Below are 23,756 nucleotides of genomic sequence, written 5' to 3' on the forward strand. Positions count from 1 at the left end.
CACCGTTAACCCTACAGTGAAGGTTGCCTGTACATAAATATTTACCTTCACTCCTACCAGCAAAATCACAAAAACATTAAAATAACAGTATATACAAGCTCTATCACAGAGAGGAAGCAATAATAGTTCCTCCCATATATATGATAACTGACAAATAATATTTAATTTCTAAACAATTGTTACTTGAGCAAAGATAACTCTGATATTGACGCTAAGCTCATGAATAATAGAAAACTAAGGAAAACTTAATTTTCATTTAATTATACAATTAGTATAGAGAACCTAGTCATAATGATTCTTCATGAAAGTTATGGTTATGAAACAAAGAAATTATACATATTATTTAATTGTACTGAATAATATTAAAAAGAAATAGTTGAGCTTTCAGATCATTGTGAACGTTACAACGCCATAAATATAAAGGGGTAGGAGAATTGAAAAAACACATTAAAATTTTCACTAGTTTTTTAACACTTTCTTTTATTATGTCTCTTTTCGTATGGAACTACTTTTCTCCTAGGAGCTTGAATGTTATTAGAGAAAGTACAATTGACAAGTTATTAGATATGGACTCTTTTTATCCTTGGTTTTTTGAATATAAAACTATTGAGACGTATGCTGGATCATTTAGGTTGATTTTAGGTGTTCATCCAGGTTATATTAATGCCTCAAAACTTGTGCAGGGTTCACCGTATCTATATACAATAATTCTTGGGAAAGTCTCTGAAAATATTTCTCTTCCAATAGTGACTGGATTCACCATTGAAATAATAGGTGTATCATGTAATGACAAGTATTTTAGCATTGGATATCCAACTAATTACTGGTGGAATATGGATGACCACATACTCTTAAAAATATATTTAACTAAATGTGAAAATCCACCAGAAAAATATACTCTACCCATAACCATAAAATTCAAAATATATGCTTTAATGCCAATAGGATACCTACCAATACAAACAATTGAATATAAAATCAACCTAAAAACCAGTAAATAGAGTGAAAGCCACCAAAATTCCACCGGCCTTAATAACGTTTTTGTCTAGGAGAGTTAATTCAATTGATGATTCTAAAAGGCAATCTTGATTTAAATTCCAACACACTTATGACGATAGATTATTCATTTTCAAATAAGGTTTCATATATTCTCATTTTAACAGATATATCAAGACAAGATATAAGTTGTAATAATTGACTATGTTTATCTAATCAATTCGACAACTAATCTATCCAAATGTAAAAACCTACTAAATCTAACTTTTAGATTGATTATTGGACTGTGGACTTATGAAGCTTTATCCTTGATTAATCTTTTAATTTCTCTAAAAACTAACTGTCAATAGTTTAACACCTCATGTACATGAAACACTACGTGATATGTCTATTTATATTAGTTCAACCGTAGTTTTAGTAGAAATAATCCTTAAAGGTTTGCAGTAGAGGGTTAGAGAGTACATGATAGATGTGAAGAGGGATGAAACTATCGTTATCCCTATAAGTGAGAATATATTGGTGAATAAGGCTATTAGGGAGATCTATATCTCAAAAAAGAGCCTCACAATTGAGGACAAGATAGCTACAAGGTTTGCCGCTGTTCTGGAGAAGTTAGATGTAAACTATAGTATTGTAGCAGGATACGTCGCAATTCTCTTCGGTAGGTCTAGGAGAAGTGATGATATAGATTTTATAGTTCAGGACGTAGATGAGGATAAGTTCGTAGAAATATGCATATACCTTAGGGAATCGGGCTTCAAGCTACTTCAAGGAAAAATCTCATTGGAGAGCTCCCTAAGAAGAGTTTACAGGGAGTACTTGCACCTAGGATATAGTATTAGGTTTACATATAAGGATATTATATTGCCAAACATAGAGTTTAAGATTGGGATGGGAAGACATCACCTTTACAGCATTAGGCATAGCCATACAGTAATACTGAATAACAAGTTCAGGATGAGGATAGCTCAACTAGAACTACAAATAGCATACAAGCTATGGTTGGGCTCAGACAAGGATATAGGTGATGCAGTATTCCTTTATGAGCTATTTAAACAGGTAATAAATCTTAAAGAACTTGAGAAATGGTGCAGAGAATTAAACGTGAATTTGGAGGCGCTGCATGCTTGAAAATTAGTCTTAGAAGAAGCATAATGGAAGATAGGAAGAGGAACCTAAAGGACATTATACGTCAAGCTAGATGGAATGCTGAGATGGTTAAGAAAATGGGTGAGAAATGGTTTGAGATAAGAGATAGGTGGCTGGAGGAATCATTCGAGAGAGATAGGGAGATGTGGAGAGATCCTAGAATAAGGCAATCACTTCTTAAAACAGTAACCTTAAAGCAGAGCAACATCCACAAAGAAATGGAAAGACAATGAAACACGTGCACTAGAAGCATATGAAATTACCAAGTAATGAGCATTAAGACAATGAAAAAAGACTTCTAAAAAGAATATAGTTTTAATAGATATTTACAGAATTTCTGTATCAGAATTTAAGGGTTTAAGGGGCGAATATTTCACCGTATACAAATATTATCGGAGAAAACAAAAACTTTCTGTTAATCAAAGTTTAACCTTTAAATTCAATGGAATTTTATTATAAGATTAATTTCTACTATATGAAACACTATTAGATTAAGAATGATTAACATATTTATGAATACAATTTAATTAATATAATTGAAGTAGAAAGGTGAGAGGTTTAATCAATAATGATAGTCAACATTTCAATATTGACACTTGGAGTACTAATATTAATCTTTACATTACCAGAATTTATAGCGCAAACGAAAAAGGTGATTATTAGCATTGGACCCATAACCTATGGACCTATCCCTAAAATTCAATTAGGCCGATTAATCATATATTTTTAGGGCAAGGCATATTACATTTTCATTATATTTCTACTCTTTCTAATTGTTATTGGGTTCTCGTTGATCTTATGGAGCATACTAACGATTTAAACCTACTACTAAAGATAACTCATAACCAATAATTGATTTGATAAGAAGTCTAGGAGGGATGATGAGGCATTAGAACGAATAATAAGTGGGGGAGAGAGCCTTACTATTACAGTTATCAATTTATATGAAATACTTTTATGGTCTTCTTAAATGTGCGAGTATCAGGCCTCAGAAGATGTCTTAGACTTCCAGCGATAAGTCAAATGGAGAGGGATGCAGAACTTGCCGCTAAGCTGGAAATGGAAGCTTAAAAGAAGGGAGTGATGATCTGCAGAACAGATGTCATGATAGCTACTACCACTATAAACTCTGAAGATAAACTCTACGTATTTAACTTGAAACATTTCAAACCATTAGGAGATTTAGGATTAAGATTACTATGCTAAGGATAAAGCATAAACAATCGAGAGGAAATAGTAAATTAACTGGAAATTTACATAGACTTACTAGATGGAGAACCAGAGTAACATAATTATTAAACTTTCATTACTCTCCTGAAGGTTTTACATAGGGTTACATCTATATCGTATCTACGAGCTACGTTACATACTCCATGGATTTAAGTAGGCTTATATAATAAAATTGTTACAAGTGTAATCGCAGATAACCTATCCTCTTGCGAGGAGGATAATAGTTAATGAAAATTAACTTTCTGCTTGAACATACATTTTCTCAGCTTCTAATCTAGCTATTTGCATGGAAATTTCATTTATTAGTTCATTGATTTTCTTTACTAATGGGTGTTCTCTATTTATTCTATACATTGTAGCTCTTCCTATCTTTCTTGAAATTTTGATTATGCCAAGTTCTTCTAGGTCTTTAAGATTCTTGTAGAGGTTTTGTTTACTCATTCCAAGTTCTCTTACAAGTTCATTTTTACTGAAGTCAAAGTATGGATTTGTAAGGAATATATCGAGTATCCTAAGTTTCGGTGACCGTCCAAAGACTTTTAGGAGAATTGAATCATCCATATCTTTATACTTGACTTTTTTAGCCATAGAGATCAAATAAGCATTTAACGTTAGGGTATTTAAATATTTACTTTCAAAGTTTTATTAGTGTACTATGAAATATTTAACTGATGAACAGGTTAAGGCAGCAATAATAGAATTCTTAGTGAAGAAGGGGAGATGGGGATCATATTACTTTCCAACGGATACCTTGGTAAATTTTCTTGGAAGAAAAATTGGAAGAAATGGCAAAAGAGTGAGAAAATGTATGAGAAATTTAGTAAGAAAAGGCTATATTTTATTCCATAAGAAGGGAAAGGCAATATCTCTAAATCCAGCAAGAAGTAGAGAAGTAATAGAATTTATAAAATCAATTTAATTTGCATTCCTATTAAATATAACTAAGAGCATCAAGAGGAACTCTTCCCAATAAGCATCATGCTCAGTATAAATATTATATAGTAATTCTATCTTGAAGGAAAAATAGTGGATAACAGATGTTTATGAGCTCCCACCCTCATAACTGAGAAATTATTGTGAATTTTTATGCAATATTTTTTGAGTCTCTTTTGGTTGCGTAGTATTTTACAGCATATGCGGTAAACTCCTTTTTCATCTTTCCATAAAAATCACTTCTTGATGATATCTAGTGATTTTCCTTAATCTAAAGAACCTAGCTTTACCTCCCATGGCGGTAATGGTTGATAAAACCTTTGCTTCTCTATTTATGATCTCGCTGTTTAGAGGTGGATAGTTGATGCACATTTAAAATTCCGCCCTACAGCATAGATGTTAGAGATGTCTCTACTGTTTAATTCGACTTTCTTTCTCCTATTTCTCCCCTCTTTTTATTTTTACAAAAACAGCATGTATATTATCACCTAAGTATCATTAATTAACCAGTTCATATTGACCTATGAAAAAGCGAGTTAAACTCCTTAAGAAGAATCATTACTGCGTTTATAGAGTGATAGAAGCTTTTCGCAGAGGTGGAAAATTTTCTCTGCGAAGGATGCTGCTTCTTCTGCCTCTTCTCTACTTATTACTTCTTCTGGTGCTAGAAGATCCTCTTCCCCACCATAGAATGCTAGTTCTCTTTTAGCTACTAGTATTGTAGAAGCATTAGCCATGAAGTCTATCTCTCTGTTAAACCATTCTGGAAATCTATCTCTCACCTCTATCAAAACATCTGATACATCATGAACCTTTGGATATTCAATCCCTACAAGTCTCAATGCTGCCTTTAAGGATAGCTCTACGCATTCCTGACTTAACCTTAGAGCGTATGGATAGTTTCCCTCATCTAGGGCTTCCCTTGCATCTTTAAGCCTACTTTTGGCTTGCCTTAAAAATGAGCTTGCAAGCTTAATGAGTTTACTCAAATGGAATCACCTCTAATGGCTTATACTTATCCTTTAAAATCCAATACCAACCCTTCTTCACCTTCATTCTCTTCGCTCCAAACTTCATCAACTTAGATTTTAATTCTAGAGCCAATTTCTCGAAGAAACAACCCCTATCATAAATTATTTTTCCATCCCATATGATGTCGAGCAGAATTATTGGAAATTTTTTAGCTTCAATACATTTTAACGGATAAAAGCTTAAGAAAGTGTTATATCCATATCTCCTTAAAAGACTTAATTCTCCCCTCAACCTTGGCTTAACTCTTCTAACTAGAAATTCAACTCTTCTCCCTAAACTACCCTCAAAATCATCTGAAATTACAAGTAAGTCTAAGTCACTATTCCTAGATGCATCTCCTCTAGCAATAGATCCATATAGTACCAGAGAAGTTAAATTAATAGTCTCACTTAAAACTCTATAACATTCATAAATTAATGGAACATATCTCTCCTGTCTAATTTCCATCTTCCTAATTTTCCCAGATGCTAGCAAAAGAAAGTTTTCAGGTGAAATTAACCTATAAATCCTAGGCCTACCCCTATCAAATATAGTTAAAATACCCTTAGTGTGAAGTTTACTTAAAATCACCTTCACCCTATCTTCATTTAAATTTAAAATCGACTTTGCATCCTTAAATTTAAATGGACTATAACCAAATTCAACATATAATTTAGCATACGCTTCTCCAAGCCACCTTGGAATCCACATTAAGTAAACTAATTGTTAACCTATATAAATAGTTAACCTGAAATATCAATTTCCTCAAAGTAAACTTTACAATTAAGAGTGAATAATATTAGTTCATTTATGGGTTGAGCATTTTTAAATTGCAATATATGAAGTAACATTGTCTCAGGCTGTGCTCATCGTGATATGAAGTTTTATATTGAAGGTGTTTCTGTCTTTGAGAGCGTTACATATTGGAATGTTGTGAGTGGGTTAAATGATACTCCTCGTATTGGTGTGGGATTATGGAATTGGGATGATCCATTAATTTGGTATGTATACCACCTTTATTCTGAGACGCCGGCTTGGGATACAAGTTATACTTGGTCGTATCCAGCCCGCTATTCTCATTCAGTATGGAATCCTACAGCAAACTACGACATACACTTTAATGTATATTATGACTGGTACTATGAATAAAAATCCATAAACAATATCGCTAAGATTCTTAAATATAAGAGAGATATTAAGTGAGTTTATACATTCAGAGAGATTCAATTATTTGTTTTGGTCTATTCGGGTATTTTTAGGTTATCAGAGTGTTTGTCAAAGGATATTATTGCTTTGGCTTTGATTGATTGGGCGTGAAGTATTGAATTGCATCATCTATGTCGATATTGTTTTTCGACCTATTTAATGGCTTTTATTTCATCAATTAAAGACGTAGTGTATATATAGTCCCTTGTAGGCTGTTAGGCTTAAAAATTTTTAATGGATTTAATTTTCTAAAATGATCTAGCAAGACTATTATGGAGTGTATTGTGAAATCTGTTATAATTCCTTTTAATTTTCCATCTCTGAGCATTCTTAAAAGAAGTTTGCATTCCTCCTTTCTCTTTCTTGAAAGCATTACTTTAAGGAAATGTTGGTGTCAATCAGATACATTTTTAATCACCTTTAAAAGCCAAATATCCTTAACTTTGCGTTGAAGCTCAACTGAGTTAATTTCATGAAGCAACCTGAGTTGTGAGTCTAGCTGGCTAGTTGAAAAGTCGCCATATTTAAAGTCGAAGAAGTCGCCAAGCAAGACCAAATGAGTTGGAGAAATTTATATAAAACTTATAAACTCCTCGAATCCAGATTCAATAATCCTTCCATGAACATCAGATATTAAGAGAACAGTTTCACCCTCACCTACAATTAAGTCGTAGAGCTCAGCCTCATACATGAAGCCTATATTAATCATAGACTCCAATTGAATCTACAATTAACATGTCAAATTTTATTTGAAGTTATACCAGTTGATATTACTATTGTTGATTTGTTGTTAGCACGATTGTCCGCAAATAATGCCTTAGTTCTTTCAATAGCAGACATACTCTGAGAGAGAAATGATATTGTTGAAGCTATATTAACTAGGAAGTATTCGAGGTAATGAAGAAAGCGTTATTGAGAATGTTTAAACGGTATTACAAGATTATTTTATCAATATCAGTAAACCTTATAAGAGTCTACCTAAATGTAATATCTCTAGGTGGTACTTGTGAGGTATGTTACTGTTTCTGCTAAGATTCCTCGTAAGTTAAAGAAATTGCTTGATAAGTATGGTATTAAGCCTAGTCCTATCATCAGGAGAGCTTTAGAGGATGAGGTGAAAAGACGAATGCTTGATGAAGTTGAGGAGAAGGCTAAGAAGTTAAGTGAAAGAGTCATTCACATATCCGATGAAGAGATTGTCGAAATTATACGTGAAGATAGGGAGAGAAAGTAGCTGTGTATCTTTTTGATGCCACTTCAATTATAAATTTAATTAAGAGAGGGGTAGTTAGACCGTTTGCTGATGGAGCAACTATTGACTTAGCCCTTTATGAATCTCTAAATGCCATATGGAAAGAGTATCAATTATTAGGGAAAATTGATAAAGATACTGCGCTGTTGTTTATAGATATTATAGGTAGTATATTCAATGTAATTAGGTTAATATCCATAAGGGGTATAGAGAAAGAAGTCTTTAATCTAGCTTCTAAAGAAAATCTCACAATATATGATGCATCTTATTTACATGTTGCCATAGAAAATAAATTTATACTTGTAACTGACGATCAAAGACTTAAAGATAAAGCATCAAAACACATAAAAATAATTACTAGTAGTGAATTAGCTTCCAAATACAAATCTTAAAACTTTATTAAGCCTCTAACAATTATACTTCTAAATATTTTGTTGACTAAAGACAGTAAAAGGTTAAGTGAAGTATATTTTAGGTTGATTATATCGGCATAAGTTTTAGTCTGATGTTTCAATTATTCTAGACGCTAACTTGATGTACAGGTTATACTTTTAATAATATCCGATTTGTTACAATAAGTTAATATGCTTATTTTCACTTTTTTATGTGTTGATTATAATGCTTTGGAGGAGAAAGAAGAGTCCTGAGGAAAAAGAGCTAGAGAAACATATCTCGTTAATGGCTTCTAAAAACCTGAGTGAAAGTATGTCATCTGTATCCTCAATTACAGCTATATGTTCCATCTCTCCATGGCTAATTAGAGAATACCTTCTCCCGAAAATACCGAAGTTGCTGAATAATCGAAATATACGCGTGAGAACGAGATGTGCCTTCATTCTTTCGGGTTTGTTTTCAATTTCTCCTGAATATCATGAAGAACTCGTTAAGCAAGTTGTTGGACTTCTTAGACATAAGGATCCAGTTATGGTTTTTTATGCTGCAGGTCTTCTAGGAAGAATTGCCACTGTAGCGCCAGAACATTTGAAGGTTTTAATGAGTGAAATTATTAGTCTACTTGAAGGAAAACATAAACTTCATTCAGCTGGTGCTTCATTTGCTCTTGGGGAAATAGGATTTAGAACACCTATCCTAGTTAGAGATGTGATATCGGTTATGGTTAAACTTTTAGAGAAGAAGCCTGAGCTAATAGTTTCATTTAGTCGTATAAGTCTCAGTTCCCCAGCTATACTTAGAGATACAGCTTCTCCACTGATTAATGTCATTAAGAAGGTGAAAGATCTTTCAATGAGCTGGGAAATAGCACTCATACTAGCTAGACTTTCTCATGTTTCACCTGAACTTGCTGAGGAATTAATATTGCCCAATATGGAAGAGTTATTGAATTCGAAAAACGGTTTTGCACGTGCATCTGCAGTGTACTTGATTGGTGAAATAGGAGTTAGACATCCAAATTTAGTGAAGAAATACATAGCTAAACTGATTAGTCTTGTAGGAGACAGAGAATCCTATGTACGAGCCTTTCTAGCTTTATCTCTAGGTAGGATATGTAATAGTTTAAGCGAGTTAACGGAGACTTTGACATCTGAACTAATAAAGCTGATTAGCGATAGAAATGACACAGTGCGTGGTGCTGCGGCACTCAGCCTAAGATATGTAGCTACAATTTCACCTAAACACGTTGAAGCGCTAATGCCAAAATTATTTAAGATGCTTGAAGACAAGAACAAAGTTGTACGAGGATTTGCAGCTATGAGTCTTCGTTTAGTCTCAATGGTTGCCCCTGACATTGTAAGTGATATAGTTGAAGAAGTTTCTGATCGAGTAGCAGAAGGAAACATACATGTCCGTAGAGGCGCGGCATTTGTTCTTCACATGGTCTCCAATTTTCCTTATTCCAATATTGACAAATATCTTTTAGATGAGGTATCTAGACTCTTAGAAGATAAAGATTCAAATGTAAGAGTTCGATCAATTCTAGCACTTAAAAACTTAGTTTCAGTCTTCCCTAAGGATGAAAAAAAGTATATTCCAAAAATATTAAAACTCCTAGAGGATAAAGATGGACTTATCAGAATGGAGGCATCTTCACTATTAGGAGAAATTGTGAACTACCTTCCAGAAACTAGAGATTTCATATTACCAAGGCTGGTAAAGTTACTTGAAGATAGAGAGCAAAGAGTGAAGAATACAGCTGCACTAAGTTTAGGGAAAATAGTATAGCCTAAAATTTTAGTCACCTCTTAATTCATAGTCAAAAAACTCCCTTCTAAAGTTTATAACAATACAAAGGAATCTTTAAGTAGCCTCAATAATGGCCGCTTATCCAATTTCAACATTTATAATGATTTAGGAGAAGAACTTAAGCATCGAAATATGAGTACAATTATTCAAATTGCAATTTAAGTTTTCAATTTTTATACTTCCACCTGTTTGTCTATGAATTTTCTATACCATCCCTCATATTCTTCAGGAGTTATGATGTGTATTTCAAAGGGTGTTAAGTCTCCAATTTCTCTTGCTATTTCCATCCTTATTTTTAGCCGATTTCTAATACTTTTTGCTAGTCTTGATACTACTAATACATCTATGTCGCTGTCTGGTTTCATAGCCCCCTTTACTAGGCTTCCGAATAGAAATATCTTTGCTGATTTATCATGTTCCTTGACAATTTTCTTTATTCTTTCTAGGTAGAGTTTAGTATTTATATAATATTTTTTCCATTTTCTCATGGTTTCAAGTTTTAAGTCTATTAATGTTTTTCTAGCCATTTAAACACCTCTAGAATCTTTTCTGAGAAATTAAGGATTCTTTCAGCTATTTCTCTGTCATATTGTCTTGGTAGGTATCTTGAAGTTATATAGGCTTCCTTGAGTAGATACAATGTCTCTAGGTTTTCATCATAAAATTTTTTAGGAGACTTTCGCCATAAACTTTCATTACATCTTTCATGGGATGTATTAGCGAATGTGTTCTAGGGAAATCTCCTATCTTCCTAAATAGTAGATATTTAAGGTATAACTGTATAAATTGCTCTACATGAAATAAAACTAGGTCATAACTTTCTCGCATAAAGTCGCTTTTCGCACTTTCTAAGAAAGCTAGTGCCCTTCTTTTTAGGAAAGCTCTGTAATAGTTTGTCATCAATCCCTCCAATCAAAATATACTCGCTTGTATTTGATATACTTATAGTAGAATTTCTAGTTAGAACTATATGAAAGTTTAAGGAGTGTTCTAATTAATTGAATATGTGTTCGAAGCTATAGTATTTAGTGTTAAACTTGACATAGTAATTATTGGCGATTAATTATGGATAAGTTAGTGTGGACTGCATTTCTTTTTTCAATTATTTTTGCTATCGCACTAACCTATACTACTCTAAGTTTAATCACCATTGTAAACAAAGTGTTGATTAGTTATTTCCCCGACTTAGGTTTTCAATTTGAGCGTATTGAAGAGTTTATGATGCATGTGAGGCCTGTAGGTTATTTATGCTTCTTTATAGTTATTTTTCTAGTCTTATTAGGATTTCTAATTGATAAAGCTGGATTGACTTTTTTAGGTTCATTAACATTGTTTCTTCCAGTTTTTGGAAGCTTTGCATATTCAATGTTCTTTTTGGCTGGTTTAGGTATTCTGAGAATTATTTGGATACCGCTATTGGATTATAATCCTAAACTTTTGATGCTGGGAGATATAGCCTACTTACCATATATGGTAGTAGTTTACTTATTCTCACTTATTGGAATAGATGTTAGAGTGTTATTTTCATACATCATGATAGGGCTTGGATACTGTATATTAACCTTAGGCTTCACCACCTGGCTTTACGGAAAATTCAATGGCTTAAGTTTAATTGACTTCTGGATTTACAGATATTCAAGGCACCCTCAATATTTAGGCTTTATAGTTTGGAGTTATGGTTTAATGTTGCTGGGCACTCTCCAACCATTCCCCAAAGGAGGCTATAATCCAGGGCCAAGTCTTCCTTGGATAATCTCGACTCTAACAATAATCGCTATAGCTTTAAGAGAAGAGGCATTAATGATAAATAAACTTGGAGAAGACTATCTTAAATATCAAAGTAGAACATCATTCTTAATTCCTCTCCCCAAAAAAGTTTCAAATATTATAAGTTGGCCAGTTAAACTAGTAATTAAAAAAGACCATCCAGAAAATCTTAGGGAAATAGCCTGCATACTCTTAGTTCACTTTATAATATTGACTTTAAGCTCACTTCCATTTTTACTATTAAATTGGCCTCCAGGTTATGGTTGGATTTCATGGCCATTCACATAATAGAATAATGTTAAGCAATTTTGATCTTAACAAAATCACATGGTAATGACAGTCTTCAATCCAATTTTCTTGATTACTGTTTCAAAGGCTTCTTCAATTTTTTCTAATGGATATGTATGAGTTATTATTGACCTTGCATTTATCTTCTTTATTGATAGAAGATTTACTGCTTGTAGAAATTGCTTTAATGTTCTTCCATGTGCTCCAGTTAATATTATTTCCTTATAGTGAAGGAGATTGGGGTCTATAGAGATTTCTGTTTTAGGCCATATTGCTCCGAAAAACACTATTCTAGTTAGTTTTCTAGCTAGGCTTATGCTCTGAATTATTGCCTTTTCACTTCCGACAGCAACTATTATCCCATCAACCCCTCTTTTGTTAGTTGATTTTTCTATTTTCTTTCTAACATCTTCTTCGAGTGGATTCACGATCTCATCTGCACCAAGTTTTCTTGCTACTTTCAATCTTTCATCAATCAGGTCACTTACTATAACTGAGACATCTTTCAACTTTAATAACTGTAAATGGAGAAGACCCATTGGACCAGCTCCAATTATTAGGAAAATTTCACCATATTGTGGATTCAATTTTTCAACGCTATTTATACAGCATGCAAGGGGTTCTGCTAATGAAGCTTCTTGAAAGGTTAGATTGCCAGAAATTTTGAATATGTTTCTTTCAGGTGCCTTTGTATACTCAGCAAATCCACCATAAAATGGACCTCTATTCTCGCATAAATTATCTTTACCAATTAGACAGTAATGACATCTTCCACATCGAATCATCATATCGACTGCTACTCTATCCCCCACACAGATGTTATTTACATCTTCACCTATATCTTCCACAATTCCAGCCACTTCATGCCCTAAAATTATAGGGTATCGGGGAACCCACTTACTTTTCACACCTAGATATAGTCTTATATCAGCTTGGCATACTCCACATGCTTTTACCCTAACTAAAACTTCATTTCTCTTAACCCTGTATTTAGGAATATCTTTAATTTTAATGTCATTTGGACCATAAAGGAGCGCGGCTTTCAAATTAATCACCAAAGCATAAATTAAGCTTAAAACTTAATAACTTCATTGATTGGAAATGAAGGGAAATTTTAGATTAAGCCGTATATTAGGATTAAAGAAAAGAGTTATTATTGTAGCAATGGATCATGGCAACTTCACTGGACCAATTGAAGGTATAGTTAACATTGGCGAGACAATTAAAAAAATAATTAGTGAAAGGTTTGATGCAATAATACTGTGCCCAGGAATAGCTAAGCTATACGCTGACCTAATTGGCACATATGGAAAATCTATAATTTTAAGGATTGATGGAGCAAGAACAATATATGGTAAGGGAATAACTAGGCAAATTGCTGAAATTGAAGATGCAGTTAAGATCGGGGCAGATGCAGTTATAGCAATGGGATATATTGGCGGAAATGAAGAGGAAGAATCACTTAAAACTCTCGGTAAAATAGCTTCAAAGTGTAGGGAGTGGAATATTCCACTATTAGCTGAAATGATTCCGGCACCAGAAATTGAAGATAAATATGATTTAAAGTATATTATGGTTGCAGCTAGAATTGGAGCTGAGCTGGGTGCAGACATTATAAAAACATACTATACTGGAAGCACTGAAACATTTAAGAAAGTTACTAAAGGATGCCCAGTTCCAATAGTTATAGCAGGTGGACCAAAAATAGACAATACAAAGAAAGTTTTAGAAATGGTTGAAGGAGCAATTAAAGCTGGTGCAGTTGGAGTAGCCCTTGGAAGAAATATATGGCAACATGAAAATCCAAATGAAATGATTAGAGCAATAGGTAGAATAATATATGAAAATATGAGTGTTGATGAAGCATTAAATGAATTAAACTTTGACTCTTAACAATTTTTCAGCTAAGTCAATCAATCTCGAAACTATTTTACTTATAATCAGCTCTCCTTTTGCCTTATTAGCCTTACTAGGCTCACCAATAACACCACCACCATTCCTTCTTTTCAACCAGCCAAAAACCATCAGTCTTGGTGGTGGAGATAATAAGTCAAGAGTATAATAATCTGAAAAAGACTCTGGAATAAAGTCGATAATTTTATCAGATATGACTCTTAATCCAAGAGCCAGAGCAACTGAAGTTTCCACTTCACCTGCATGATGCATAATTTTTGAAACTCTAACCTCTCTAATAACATCTGCTACAAGCTCCCACCAATTAACTAATGCAATTACAGCTTTTAATTCACCTCTCAGTTCCCTCGCCGCAATTTGTAGGGGAGCAACGTTTCCCCCATGACCGTTAAGTATAATTATTCTCTTAAACCCATGAGATATTAGACTTCTACAAATATCCTTAATCAATAGCTTTAAAGTATCAGGCTCCAATGATATAGTTCCAGGAAACGCCATGTAATGTTGAGAGCAAACATAGGTCACTGGGGGAACTACTATTAAGCTGAAATCCTTAACTTTTTCTGAAGCCATCAAAGCAAAACGATATGGTAGAATATAATCAATATTTAAGGGTAAATGATAACCATGTTGCTCAATAGACCCAACCGGGACAATAATTACACTTTTATCCCTATCAAGCTTATCAACTTCACTCCAAGTTAAATTTTCAAGCATTAAAGCCAAGGCCACCTACTCCTAGACATTTCTAGAAAACTATTAATAAATAACTATTTAGCTAGATCTACACCGAGTCTTAACTGGATATATTTTAATGAATCTTACTTAATACTTATAGTAAGAATTCTTAGTACAACAAATGTGAAAGAAATTTAAATCTCTGAAAAAGACTAAAAACGTAGCTGAATAAATAGAAAACCTACTCCATTCATAACAATTATAGGACATATACTCATAACCCTACCTAAACATTGTAAAAATAAATATTAGAAATAATGAGAAAACTAAAGAAAGACTTATTCAACTGAAAGGTATTTTAGTAATAGGGGGCAATGACTGGTCAGAGTTAAGATGAATAATGATAGGAAGGCATTAGAAGGAGCCCCCAAAATAAAGCGGCGGTCGTCTAGCCAGGCCAGGACATGGGCCTCCCGAGCCCACAGCCCGGGTTCGAATCCCGGCCGCCGCATTACCTTTCAGCAATTAAAATAACATCAATATTGTCGAAGAAGTGAAAAGAACAATAATGTTTAAAAGGCTATTCTTTATTTGTTTGTGTTAAGTATGATTAGTTGGAGAGTGGTTGTAGAGTGCCTGCTGAAGAATACATTGAAAAAATATCTAGCATGGTTGGTTCCCTTGTTAGAGTACATTTAATTGACGGTAGAATTATTATGGGCAGAATTATCAGTGTAGATCCAGACTACTTAAATGTAATTTTAGAAGAAGTCAGTGATAGTGAGAGTGAAGAAACCATAACAGTTATACCAGGAACCTCCATTGGATATATTAAGTTTATTAAGATAAAATCAACAATTGAAGATAACATTGAAGATAAAGTTCTTAATCTTCTTGAAAATGAACCAAAAATAACTGTTAATGAAATAGCTAAAATACTAAACATTGAACCAAAAGAAGTTAGAAAAATAATTAGAAAATTAAAAAGAAAGGGACTAATTAAAAGTATAGGTGACACTTCTGGAAGAGTTGGTAGGACTAAACCTTGAAAGTAAAAATTAAACCACTAGCCTTCGAAAGCCTAGGCGTTAGATCAATGTGTACATTCATTGAAACCCCAAACACTAATATAATGATTGACCCAGGAGTATCACTGGGCAAAAGATTTGGACTACTACCCCATCCAAAGGAATACAAAGCATTAATTAACGCGAGAAGAAAAGTTTTGAAATATGCTAGAGGAAGTGAAATTTTAATTATAAGTCACTATCACCTTGATCACTACACACCCCTCGGGTATACAGACTATACATGGACATGGAATATATTAGATGAGGCAAAAGAAATCTATAAAGACAAAATATTATTCGTAAAAGACTATAGAGACCACATTAATTTTAGCCAGAGAAAAAGAGGATGGATCTTCAATAAGCTAGTTGGAAAACTAGCTAGGAAAATTGAAATAGCAGACAATAAAACCTTCAAGATAGGTGAGACAACAATTAAAGTCAGCAAACCTATGTGGCATGGCGAAGCCAACACACCTCTAGGATGGGTTTTAATGATACTAGTTGAATATAATGGAGATAAAGTAATCTTTGCATCAGATGTTCAAGGACCAATAGAAAAAGAAGCCTTAAACTTCATCCAAGAAAATACACCTAAAATCTTAATCATAGGGGGGCCACCCACCTATCTACCACAATACAAAGCAAAACCAGAGATACTAAAGTCAGCAATAGACAACCTAAAAACCATACTAAATCAAGTTCCAATAACAATATTAGACCATCATCTCTTAAGAGATCTTGAATGGAAAAAACACATTGAAGAACTTTATAAAAAGGCAAAACAAACTGGAAATAAAATTTTAACAGCAGCCGAGTATCTAGGAAAAAAGAATAATCTACTTGAAAGTATAAGAAGAGAACTATATAAAAAAGAAAGTCCCAATAAAGAATTCATTAACTGGACAAAACTCCCAAGAAATAAAAGGAGAATAACTCCACCACCATTATAAAAATGTAACTATCTATAAGCAAGAATAACTTATGGACATATTTATTAGTTAATCTGGCTAAACTATGTTTGGGATGATGACTCTGGCCCCTATGACCTATTCATGAGAATGATTTGGATCTTGAGTGCTGACCCTTCCTTTATAAAATCTCTGAATGATTAAGGCCCGATATGTGAATATTAACAGATCATCCAAAATTCTCAATTATATAGATTAGTTGTATAATTAGTGCGAATCGTTTTAAATTTGGATAATAGGCCTATTACATCTACAATTACCAACAATTTCTTGACTTATCTTCTCAAACTAATTTTTATTTTACCCCACTTCATCGTATGGATTATATGGATTAACAGTTCTTCCAAAATCACTTTCCTGATAATCTTAACTTCCCGTGAGTAAAACTCACTCTTACTATATTTACGTGCTTCACAACTATTAATAGTAGGTTGATTCCCTTCGCAATCTCTCCAACTATGTCATAGCCGACATATCTAGCTTCAATCATAAACTGGTGTACTCGTAACACTAGATGATTCTCTAAAGAAGAAGGCATATAATAAACCTCCGAAAATTCTATAAATAGAACCAAAAGATAGGAAAGAGAATTGTTCATGAAAATTACTTAAACAAGTTAATTTTGACTATTCCATCTACTGAATTTTTAGGATATTTTTAGAACTTTATAGGAAAACCCCATGCAACAATATAAATCATCCAAAACCTATTAGACTAATATTCGAAGAAAATGAAGAAACGCGTAGCGGTAGCATCAGTTGAAGTGTCTAAGGAGGATAGAGCAGGTATAGAGATTTTAGACTGTATATTCCCATATGATAATAATGTTGAATATGTTAAAACAAAATTTCCTGGAATAATAGTTATCATATCTAGCTTAAAACCACTTGAAATTATCGAAATTATGAGAGAATGCTTTGTGAGCTTGACTCATAAAATTGTTCCAATTCAACTATGGGTTAAAGCTTCGCCAGAAGTCATAGCAGAAGCATGTGTTAAATTGGCTAGGAAACTTAAATTAAAGGAGGTTACATTTAGGGTTGAAGGAAGTAGGCGAGGCAGAGTTGTAAAGTCACGTAGTGAAGTTATTAGGAGAATAGCAGAAAGACTGACTAGCGAATTAAAATGGCAGGTATCAATTGAAAATCCCCAATATATTGTGGATTTTGAAATCCTAGGTGAAGAAACTGGAATTTGCATAGTCCCTAAAAATTACATTTGGAGAAGAAAGGAATTTTTGTGCTAAAAATGGATTAAGCTATGACATTATGCAGTTTTAATCAATATTACTTTCACTTATCTCTCTACTAATAATTTGTTTAAATGAACATAATCTATAAATTAGAAGAATTTAATATAGGTGACTGGTGAAATATTGTCCAAGATAATTGAAAATGAACTTTCAAAACCATCAATATTTAAAGATGAAAGCAAGCTATCAATAGACTATGTTCCTTCCAATCTCCCTCACAGAGAAAAAGAATTGAAAATTTTAGCCAATTACTTTAGGTTCATGATTGAAAATCCAGGAGGATTATGTCAGAAAGTCTTGATCATTGGTCCTGTTGGTACAGGTAAAACTGCAACCTCCAAATTGTTTGGAAAAGTTTTCTCACAACATGTGAAAAGAAGGGAAATAGATTTAGAATATATTCATGTTAATTGCCATAAGGACAGGACATTATATATGGTTTTAAATCGCATAATAAGAAAATTAATACCAACCTTTCCAGAGAGAGGTCTTTCCGCACAGGAACTATTCCACGTAATTTGGGATTATCTTCAAAAAGAAGACATATACGCACTAGTAACATTAGATGAGGTTGATTATTTCATTAGAACAGCTGGAGAAGAATCATTATATGATTTGACTAGAATGTCTGACGAGACATTAAACCTCCCCCAGAGAATTAGCTTTATATTTATTGCTAGGAAAACAACATTTCTTCCTGCTTTAGATAGAAGTACTAGAAGCACATTAATGCATAATATCATTAGATTTGAGCCATACACTAGAGAACAATTAAAAGACATTTTAGAAGCTAGAATTAAAGAGGCATTTGAAGAAAATGTTGTCAATGAAAATGTAATAACATTTATTGCAGATATAGCCTCAGAGATTGGAGATGCAAGATATGCATTGGAGCTTCTTTGGAGAGCTGCAAAATATGCTGAAATTGAGGGTTATAGGAGGGTATTGCTAGAGCATGTTAGGAAAGCTGCATCTGATATTCATCCCTTTGTTAGAATTGAAGTCCTAGAAAATCTTCTACTCCATGAGAAAATATTGCTGCTAGCCATCGCGAGAACATTAAAATCAAGGGATACACCCTATGTAAGTATAAGTGATGTTGAAAAAACATATAGGCTAGTATGTGAGGAAATGGAGGAAAAACCAAGAGGACATACAAAGTTATGGGAGTACATTCAAAACCTAAAAAATCTCGGATTAATAAGAGCAAGCGTCTTCAATGTAAAACCTAGAGGAAGAAGCACTGCTATAGGCTTAGCTGAAATACCAATAGAAACTATAGAAAAGGAAATCTCAAAGCTTGTTGGAGGAAGAGAAAATGCATAGAACTATAAACATAATTGAAAAAATATTTTCATCTAAGGGACGTGTCAGAGTACTTAGAATCTTAATTAAAAATCGAGAACTAAATATTTCAGAAATTGCAAGAAAAACTAGGTTAAGTCACACATCAGTTAAAGAGCATCTGGAAGAACTATGTAAAGCAAAGATTGTCATTGAAAAACGCTTTGGGAGAATACGTATATTTAAGTTTAATGAAGACAATTTAATTGCACAAGTCATAAAGGAAATGTTTAATAGAATTGAAGAACTATTGGAGGAAACAAAATGAAAAATGAAATAAGAATGGTAGACATATCAAGCAAGAAAAATCAATTGAGAACATCAATAGCTAAGGGCTCTATAAAGTTGAAGTCAACTACCATTAAGAAAATACTAAGTAATGAAATAGAAAAGGGAAATGTTATAGCCGCTGCAAAAATAGCTGGAATATTGGCTGCAAAACAAACACCTCAACTAATACCATTATGCCATCCAATACCATTAACAAAAATAGAAGTAAACATAAATGTTAAGGAAGATAAAATAGATGTCATAAGTACAGTTAAGGCATATGGAAAAACTGGAGTGGAAATTGAGGCACTAGTCTCAACAGCTATTGCACTCATAACCATATGGGATATGGTTAAAAAGTATGAAAAGGATGAAAAAGGCCAATATCCTGAAACAGTTATAGAAAACATTAAAGTAGAATTAAAAATGAAAAAATAATCAATGCAAGTATACTGTGTAGTTGGTGCTAGGAAAGGAATTGGGAAAACAAAGTTAATAGAGAAGATAATAGAGAAACTAGTAGAAAAGGGAATTAGAGTCTATACAGTTAAGAAAAGCTCAAAAAGAATAGACTTAGCTGAAAAGGACACCAATAGACATCTCAGTGCGGGTGCTAAAATAACCTTAGCAGTGTCTCCTCAGGATGCAGCTTTAATTTTAAGGGAAACAAATATAGAAATGTTAATTAAAAAATACATGCCTAAACATGGAATAATACTAATTGAAGGATTCAAAGAGTCAGAATATCCTAAAATAATCATAGTGGAAGACTATAATGACCTTGAATTAATAGAAAAATTGAACTCAAAATTTATCATAGTATGCAAAAATGAAGAAATAAAAGACATTATAAATGACGAGTATAAAGACCTAGAGACATGTATGATAAAAGATGTTGATTATATTGCAAATAAAATATTGGAAGATGCTATCACTAAAATCTATGAAAAATTACCTAAGCTTAACTGTGGTTTATGTGGATATCGTAAATGCATAAAATATGCTGAAGCAGTAATATATGGCGAGAAGCTTGAAGAATGCCCAATGAAAATTAGAGTAAAAATAACTATAGATGGAAGAGAATTAAAGATCAAACCATATGTAGAATTAGTATGCCGGAAGAATATTGAAGGATTTCTATCTTCACTAAAGGGATTCAATAAAAAATATAAAAACATAAGGATAGAACTAAAGCGTGAACAATAATGATTTACGACAGCTATGGAAGACCACTACACTCCCTGAGAATCACAGTTACTCATAGATGCAACTTTAACTGTATCTATTGTCATAGAGAGGGAGAAGTATTCACCACCATGGAAATGACACCAAAAGAAATATACACAATCTCAAAAATAGCTGCAAGCTTCGGAATAAACAAAATAAAATTAACGGGAGGAGAACCACTCATACGAGATGATATAATAGAAATTGTAGAGATGCTATCAAGTTTAAATGGAATAAAGGATTTAGCCATGACCACTAATGCATCATTATTAGAAGAAAAAGCAACCCCTTTATCTAAGGCAGGACTCACAAGATTAAATGTAAGTCTTCCATCAATAAATAAAGAAGTATACTCAGAAATAACGGGATCCAATATCAAACCTAAAAAAATAATAAGAGGCATAAAAAAAGCGATGAAAAATGGAATGAGACCCATAAAAATCAATATGGTTATATTAAAAAAGTTAAATGAAAACGAAATAAATGAAATGATTAAACTAGCTGGAAAACTTAAAGTGATACTACAACTAATAGAATTGGAACCTATAGGAATAAGCTACGAAAAATTTAGAGAATTACATGTAAATTTAGATGGAATTGAAGAAGAACTTAGAAAGAAAGCATCTAAAATTATAGTTAGAAAAAACATGCAAAATAGAAGGAAGTATTTTCTACCTGGCAATATAGAAGTTGAAGTAGTCAAACCCCTAGAAAATGGAAGTTTTTGTGCAGCTTGCACTAGAATGAGAGTAACTGCAGATGGTAAGCTAAAACCGTGTCTAATGAGAAATAACAATCTAGTTGACATTTTATCTAAAATAAGAGAAGGAGCAACTGAAAGTCAATTAAAAAGGACATTTCTAGAAGCTGCTAAGAGAAGGGAGCCATATTGGAAGAAAAACGTTACGCCATAAAAGTATTCTATTTAGGAGATAACTATTTTGGGTTTCAGAGACAACCAGACGTACCTACTGTTGAAGGGGAATTAATGAAAGTTTTTAGGGAAGTAAGTTTAATAAATGAAAATTTCAAGTATACAGCTGCAAGTAGAACTGATAGAGGAGTCCATGCAATTGGACAAACAATAGCATTCACAACAAATAAGAAAATTGACTTAGAGAAAATGAATAACAAATTACCATCAGACATAGTTCTGTGGGCTTATACAGAAGTACCATTAAAATTTAATGCGAGAAGAGAAGCAGTATATAGGCATTATAAATACGTAATTGAAGACCCTGGAGTCAACTTGGATGATGCAAGAAAAGCCATAAAGAAAATTGTAGGTATACATAATTTCAAGAACTTATGCTATAAAGCAAGTAGATCGACTATTAGGAGAATTTATATTGCAACTATAAATAGAAGCAAGGACGGTTTCTTATTATTTGATTTTTATGGCGCAAGTTTTGCACGTGGATTAATTAGAAAAACTGTTACTGCAGTCATAAGTGTTGGGTTAGGAGAAATGAGTTTAGAAGAATTCACAAAACTATTGAACCCAAAATATACTCCACCAAGAGGAATTATGCCTGCACCAGCCAAAAACCTATTCTTAGTAGATGTATTCTATCAATTAAATTTTAAAGTAAATCAACATGCAGTTAAAAAGATTAATAGAGTTTTAAGAGAAAACATAAACAAAAACATTCTATCCAAATTTATTTCCTCGGAATTCAATAAAGTTTATTTAAAATTATTAGAAACTACAAAAACATTAACAACATTTAAATTATAAGTGAGCTGCAATCATCTTAGCCTTTTCAAAGCTTCCAGCTAGAAAAGCAATCATGAAATCGTCAAGACGAAGCCACTTAGCAATTCCAGCAGCAATAACAGCATTGTTTTCAAATATAAACTTCAAGTAGGGAAGATACTCGGAACTCGCCGATCTACGTGAAACATGACACTTCTTAGCTATTCTCGTACATATAGCATTTCTAACTCCCCTAACCTCTTTACTTTGACTTAACAGTTTCAATTTTTGAGGAAATTGATATTTAACAAAGCGATATCTTTCCTTTTTAGCCATAGACACACCAGCAGTCATCAAATCAATAGTATAGCTAAGCAAAGTCCAAGCTTGAGAACGTTTAGCTCTACCTAGAAAGACATCTGCCCTAGATAATGCGTCGTACGCGTCTGTAAGCTCTTTAGGTGAAGTATATTGTAATGGTAAGTTTTCATGAATCCATTGCATAAGCATTTCATAGTCAACAAGAGATTGAGCAAAAGCAGCTTTAGCACCCCTACATGTCCTTGCGGCAAAAATTCCTCTTAAAACTTCAAAAGCACCAAACTGTCTATCTCTAATAGAAAGCCACTGAACATCAGATAGAGTTAAAACTTTTCTACCTTGAGCTACCGCTTGTAAATCATTTATCGCAGACCTTACATCACCTTCAACTCTTCTTGCAATAAACCTTAAAGCACTATCCTCGGCTTTAATACCCTCCCTTAAGCATATCTTCTTCAGAAAGGCAACTAGAGTAGGGGACCTAATTCTATTATATCTAATCATTTTACATTTATCTCTTAGAGATCTAAATGCTGGATCCCATGGATCATTTGCAGTTAGAACTACTGGGAAAAGTGCCTCATCGATTAGACTTACTATTGTCTTGAGACCACCTCTATCTTCAGTCCTACTTATACCATCAACTTCATCGACCAATATAATCTTACCTCTAGTTTCAAATAAAGAAGCATATTGAGAAGCCATCCCAAGAATACGCTTCACATGCTCAGCAGTTCTGACATCACTAGCATTCATTTGAATTAACTCTAAATTGTACTCTAGAGCTGCTACTTCAACAGTTAATGTCTTACCAACACCTGGAGGTCCCCAAAGCAAAGCAGCTTTCTCAACTGGCTCACCTTTTAGTCTCTTTTCAAGCCAAGATCTAAATTCTGAAATAGATTCACGGTTACCAATTATCTCCGAAAATTTCTTTGGCTTATACTTATTCACCCATAAGAGGTCAATTGAACTCATTAGT

General features: G+C 33.1%; 30 protein-coding genes and 1 tRNA gene. 20 read left to right on the plus strand and 11 right to left on the minus strand.

Annotated elements, in window-relative coordinates; genetic code table 11:
- The first annotated feature begins 434 nt into the window (after positions 1-434).
- From ACW8TM_RS01600 to ACW8TM_RS01610, 3 genes are all read left to right on the plus strand, one after another.
- Positions 435-1,001, plus strand: coding sequence for a hypothetical protein (locus tag ACW8TM_RS01600; protein WP_491531518.1), 567 nt, complete (start codon positions 435-437; stop codon positions 999-1,001).
- Positions 1,002-1,458: 457 nt separating this feature from the next.
- Complete coding sequence (locus tag ACW8TM_RS01605) at positions 1,459-2,127, plus strand: hypothetical protein (protein ID WP_491531519.1); 669 nt, start codon at positions 1,459-1,461, stop codon at positions 2,125-2,127.
- On the plus strand, positions 2,124-2,378 hold the full coding sequence (locus tag ACW8TM_RS01610; protein ID WP_491531520.1) for a hypothetical protein: 255 nt from the start codon (positions 2,124-2,126) through the stop codon (positions 2,376-2,378). Before ACW8TM_RS01605 ends, ACW8TM_RS01610 begins: the two co-directional genes overlap by 4 nt.
- Positions 2,379-3,609: 1,231 nt before the next feature.
- Here the strand turns inward: ACW8TM_RS01610 and ACW8TM_RS01615 are convergent.
- Positions 3,610-3,963, minus strand: a complete 354-nt coding sequence (locus ACW8TM_RS01615) for a winged helix-turn-helix domain-containing protein (protein ID WP_491531521.1) — start codon at positions 3,961-3,963, stop codon at positions 3,610-3,612.
- 67 nt (positions 3,964-4,030) lie between these two features.
- Between ACW8TM_RS01615 and ACW8TM_RS01620 the strand changes: the two genes are divergently transcribed.
- Positions 4,031-4,294 carry a hypothetical protein gene (locus ACW8TM_RS01620; protein ID WP_491531522.1) on the plus strand — a complete coding sequence of 88 codons (264 nt, stop codon included), beginning with the start codon at positions 4,031-4,033 and terminating at the stop codon, positions 4,292-4,294.
- A 559-nt stretch (positions 4,295-4,853) separates the two neighbouring features.
- Here the strand turns inward: ACW8TM_RS01620 and ACW8TM_RS01625 are convergent.
- Both ACW8TM_RS01625 and ACW8TM_RS01630 read right to left on the minus strand, forming a co-directional pair.
- A complete protein-coding gene (locus ACW8TM_RS01625; protein ID WP_491531523.1) occupies positions 4,854-5,297 on the minus strand; it encodes a HEPN domain-containing protein in 444 nt (147 codons plus the stop codon).
- Positions 5,290-6,030: a nucleotidyltransferase domain-containing protein gene (locus ACW8TM_RS01630; protein WP_491531524.1), complete on the minus strand. Its 741-nt coding sequence runs from the start codon at positions 6,028-6,030 to the stop codon at positions 5,290-5,292. The genes ACW8TM_RS01625 and ACW8TM_RS01630 overlap by 8 nt, the downstream gene beginning before the upstream one ends.
- Positions 6,031-6,195: 165 nt before the next feature.
- On the opposite strand from ACW8TM_RS01630, the gene ACW8TM_RS01635 reads away from it, so the two are divergent.
- Positions 6,196-6,468: a hypothetical protein gene (locus ACW8TM_RS01635; protein ID WP_491531525.1), complete on the plus strand. Its 273-nt coding sequence runs from the start codon at positions 6,196-6,198 to the stop codon at positions 6,466-6,468.
- A gap of 628 nt (positions 6,469-7,096) precedes the next feature.
- Here the strand turns inward: ACW8TM_RS01635 and ACW8TM_RS01640 are convergent.
- Positions 7,097-7,243 carry a hypothetical protein gene (locus ACW8TM_RS01640; protein ID WP_491531526.1) on the minus strand — a complete coding sequence of 49 codons (147 nt, stop codon included), beginning with the start codon at positions 7,241-7,243 and terminating at the stop codon, positions 7,097-7,099.
- A 288-nt stretch (positions 7,244-7,531) separates the two neighbouring features.
- On the opposite strand from ACW8TM_RS01640, the gene ACW8TM_RS01645 reads away from it, so the two are divergent.
- The 3 genes from ACW8TM_RS01645 (at position 7,532) to ACW8TM_RS01655 (ending at position 9,958) form a co-directional block, all read left to right on the plus strand.
- Positions 7,532-7,759, plus strand: a complete 228-nt coding sequence (locus ACW8TM_RS01645) for a hypothetical protein (RefSeq protein ID WP_491531527.1) — start codon at positions 7,532-7,534, stop codon at positions 7,757-7,759.
- A 2-nt stretch (positions 7,760-7,761) separates the two neighbouring features.
- Positions 7,762-8,169, plus strand: coding sequence for a type II toxin-antitoxin system VapC family toxin (locus ACW8TM_RS01650; protein ID WP_491531528.1), 408 nt, complete (start codon positions 7,762-7,764; stop codon positions 8,167-8,169).
- Positions 8,170-8,395: 226 nt separating this feature from the next.
- Positions 8,396-9,958, plus strand: a complete 1,563-nt coding sequence (locus ACW8TM_RS01655) for a sister chromatid cohesion protein PDS5 (RefSeq protein WP_491531529.1) — start codon at positions 8,396-8,398, stop codon at positions 9,956-9,958.
- Positions 9,959-10,152: 194 nt separating this feature from the next.
- Here ACW8TM_RS01655 and ACW8TM_RS01660 read toward each other — a convergent pair whose 3' ends face one another.
- The 3 genes from ACW8TM_RS01660 to ACW8TM_RS01670 are packed head-to-tail and all read right to left on the minus strand — an operon-like array spanning position 10,153 to position 10,879.
- Positions 10,153-10,506, minus strand: a complete 354-nt coding sequence (locus ACW8TM_RS01660) for a nucleotidyltransferase domain-containing protein (RefSeq protein WP_491531530.1) — start codon at positions 10,504-10,506, stop codon at positions 10,153-10,155.
- Positions 10,488-10,619: a HEPN domain-containing protein gene (locus tag ACW8TM_RS01665; RefSeq protein ID WP_491531531.1), complete on the minus strand. Its 132-nt coding sequence runs from the start codon at positions 10,617-10,619 to the stop codon at positions 10,488-10,490. The genes ACW8TM_RS01660 and ACW8TM_RS01665 overlap by 19 nt, the downstream gene beginning before the upstream one ends.
- A gap of 5 nt (positions 10,620-10,624) precedes the next feature.
- Positions 10,625-10,879, minus strand: a complete 255-nt coding sequence (locus ACW8TM_RS01670; protein ID WP_491531532.1) for a HEPN domain-containing protein — start codon at positions 10,877-10,879, stop codon at positions 10,625-10,627.
- 165 nt (positions 10,880-11,044) lie between these two features.
- On the opposite strand from ACW8TM_RS01670, the gene ACW8TM_RS01675 reads away from it, so the two are divergent.
- A complete protein-coding gene (locus ACW8TM_RS01675) occupies positions 11,045-12,034 on the plus strand; it encodes a methyltransferase family protein (protein ID WP_491531533.1) in 990 nt (329 codons plus the stop codon).
- 35 nt (positions 12,035-12,069) lie between these two features.
- On the opposite strand, the gene ACW8TM_RS01680 is transcribed toward ACW8TM_RS01675, so the two are convergent.
- Positions 12,070-13,080 carry an alcohol dehydrogenase catalytic domain-containing protein gene (locus ACW8TM_RS01680; protein WP_491531534.1) on the minus strand — a complete coding sequence of 337 codons (1,011 nt, stop codon included), beginning with the start codon at positions 13,078-13,080 and terminating at the stop codon, positions 12,070-12,072.
- Between the two features lie 55 nt (positions 13,081-13,135).
- On the opposite strand from ACW8TM_RS01680, the gene ACW8TM_RS01685 reads away from it, so the two are divergent.
- The gene (locus ACW8TM_RS01685; protein WP_491531535.1) at positions 13,136-13,927 is read left to right on the plus strand and encodes a class I fructose-bisphosphate aldolase; all 792 of its coding nucleotides are present in this window, start codon (positions 13,136-13,138) and stop codon (positions 13,925-13,927) included.
- Here the strand turns inward: ACW8TM_RS01685 and ACW8TM_RS01690 are convergent.
- Entirely contained in the window at positions 13,910-14,665 is a 756-nt protein-coding gene (locus tag ACW8TM_RS01690) for a creatininase family protein (RefSeq protein WP_491531536.1), read from the minus strand. The genes ACW8TM_RS01685 and ACW8TM_RS01690 overlap by 18 nt on opposite strands.
- A 398-nt stretch (positions 14,666-15,063) precedes the next feature.
- Here ACW8TM_RS01690 and ACW8TM_RS01695 point away from each other — a divergent pair.
- The 3 genes from ACW8TM_RS01695 to ACW8TM_RS01705 all read left to right on the plus strand — a co-directional run bounded on the left by ACW8TM_RS01695 (position 15,064) and on the right by ACW8TM_RS01705 (position 16,646).
- Positions 15,064-15,137, plus strand: a tRNA-Gly gene (locus ACW8TM_RS01695).
- 121 nt (positions 15,138-15,258) lie between these two features.
- On the plus strand, positions 15,259-15,675 hold the full coding sequence (locus tag ACW8TM_RS01700) for a winged helix-turn-helix transcriptional regulator (RefSeq protein ID WP_491531537.1): 417 nt from the start codon (positions 15,259-15,261) through the stop codon (positions 15,673-15,675).
- Positions 15,672-16,646, plus strand: coding sequence for an MBL fold metallo-hydrolase (locus ACW8TM_RS01705; protein ID WP_491531538.1), 975 nt, complete (start codon positions 15,672-15,674; stop codon positions 16,644-16,646). Before ACW8TM_RS01700 ends, ACW8TM_RS01705 begins: the two co-directional genes overlap by 4 nt.
- Before the next feature lie 367 nt (positions 16,647-17,013).
- Here the strand turns inward: ACW8TM_RS01705 and ACW8TM_RS01710 are convergent, their stop codons facing one another.
- Positions 17,014-17,202 (minus strand): hypothetical protein, encoded by a 189-nt coding sequence (locus ACW8TM_RS01710; RefSeq protein WP_491531539.1) that lies wholly within the window; start codon positions 17,200-17,202, stop codon positions 17,014-17,016.
- 192 nt (positions 17,203-17,394) lie between these two features.
- Between ACW8TM_RS01710 and ACW8TM_RS01715 the strand changes: the two genes are divergently transcribed.
- From ACW8TM_RS01715 to truA, 7 genes are all read left to right on the plus strand, one after another.
- Positions 17,395-17,910 (plus strand): THUMP domain-containing protein, encoded by a 516-nt coding sequence (locus ACW8TM_RS01715; RefSeq protein WP_491531540.1) that lies wholly within the window; start codon positions 17,395-17,397, stop codon positions 17,908-17,910.
- Positions 17,911-18,039: 129 nt separating this feature from the next.
- Positions 18,040-19,242, plus strand: coding sequence for an ORC1-type DNA replication protein (locus ACW8TM_RS01720; RefSeq protein ID WP_491531541.1), 1,203 nt, complete (start codon positions 18,040-18,042; stop codon positions 19,240-19,242).
- Positions 19,235-19,528, plus strand: a complete 294-nt coding sequence (locus ACW8TM_RS01725; protein ID WP_491531542.1) for a winged helix-turn-helix domain-containing protein — start codon at positions 19,235-19,237, stop codon at positions 19,526-19,528. Before ACW8TM_RS01720 ends, ACW8TM_RS01725 begins: the two co-directional genes overlap by 8 nt.
- Positions 19,525-19,968, plus strand: a complete 444-nt coding sequence (moaC, locus tag ACW8TM_RS01730; protein ID WP_491531543.1) for a cyclic pyranopterin monophosphate synthase MoaC — start codon at positions 19,525-19,527, stop codon at positions 19,966-19,968. The genes ACW8TM_RS01725 and moaC overlap by 4 nt, the downstream gene beginning before the upstream one ends.
- A gap of 3 nt (positions 19,969-19,971) precedes the next feature.
- On the plus strand, positions 19,972-20,736 hold the full coding sequence (gene mobB, locus ACW8TM_RS01735; RefSeq protein WP_491531544.1) for a molybdopterin-guanine dinucleotide biosynthesis protein B: 765 nt from the start codon (positions 19,972-19,974) through the stop codon (positions 20,734-20,736).
- Positions 20,736-21,671, plus strand: a complete 936-nt coding sequence (gene moaA / locus ACW8TM_RS01740; protein WP_491531545.1) for a GTP 3',8-cyclase MoaA — start codon at positions 20,736-20,738, stop codon at positions 21,669-21,671. Before mobB ends, moaA begins: the two co-directional genes overlap by 1 nt.
- On the plus strand, positions 21,647-22,495 hold the full coding sequence (gene truA / locus ACW8TM_RS01745) for a tRNA pseudouridine(38-40) synthase TruA (protein WP_491531546.1): 849 nt from the start codon (positions 21,647-21,649) through the stop codon (positions 22,493-22,495). Before moaA ends, truA begins: the two co-directional genes overlap by 25 nt.
- Here truA and ACW8TM_RS01750 read toward each other — a convergent pair.
- Complete coding sequence (locus ACW8TM_RS01750; RefSeq protein WP_491531547.1) at positions 22,490-23,752, minus strand: replication factor C large subunit; 1,263 nt, start codon at positions 23,750-23,752, stop codon at positions 22,490-22,492. The genes truA and ACW8TM_RS01750 overlap by 6 nt on opposite strands.
- Between the last annotated feature and the right edge of the window lie 4 nt (positions 23,753-23,756).

The sequence above is a fragment of the Candidatus Culexmicrobium sp. genome (assembly GCF_058356305.1).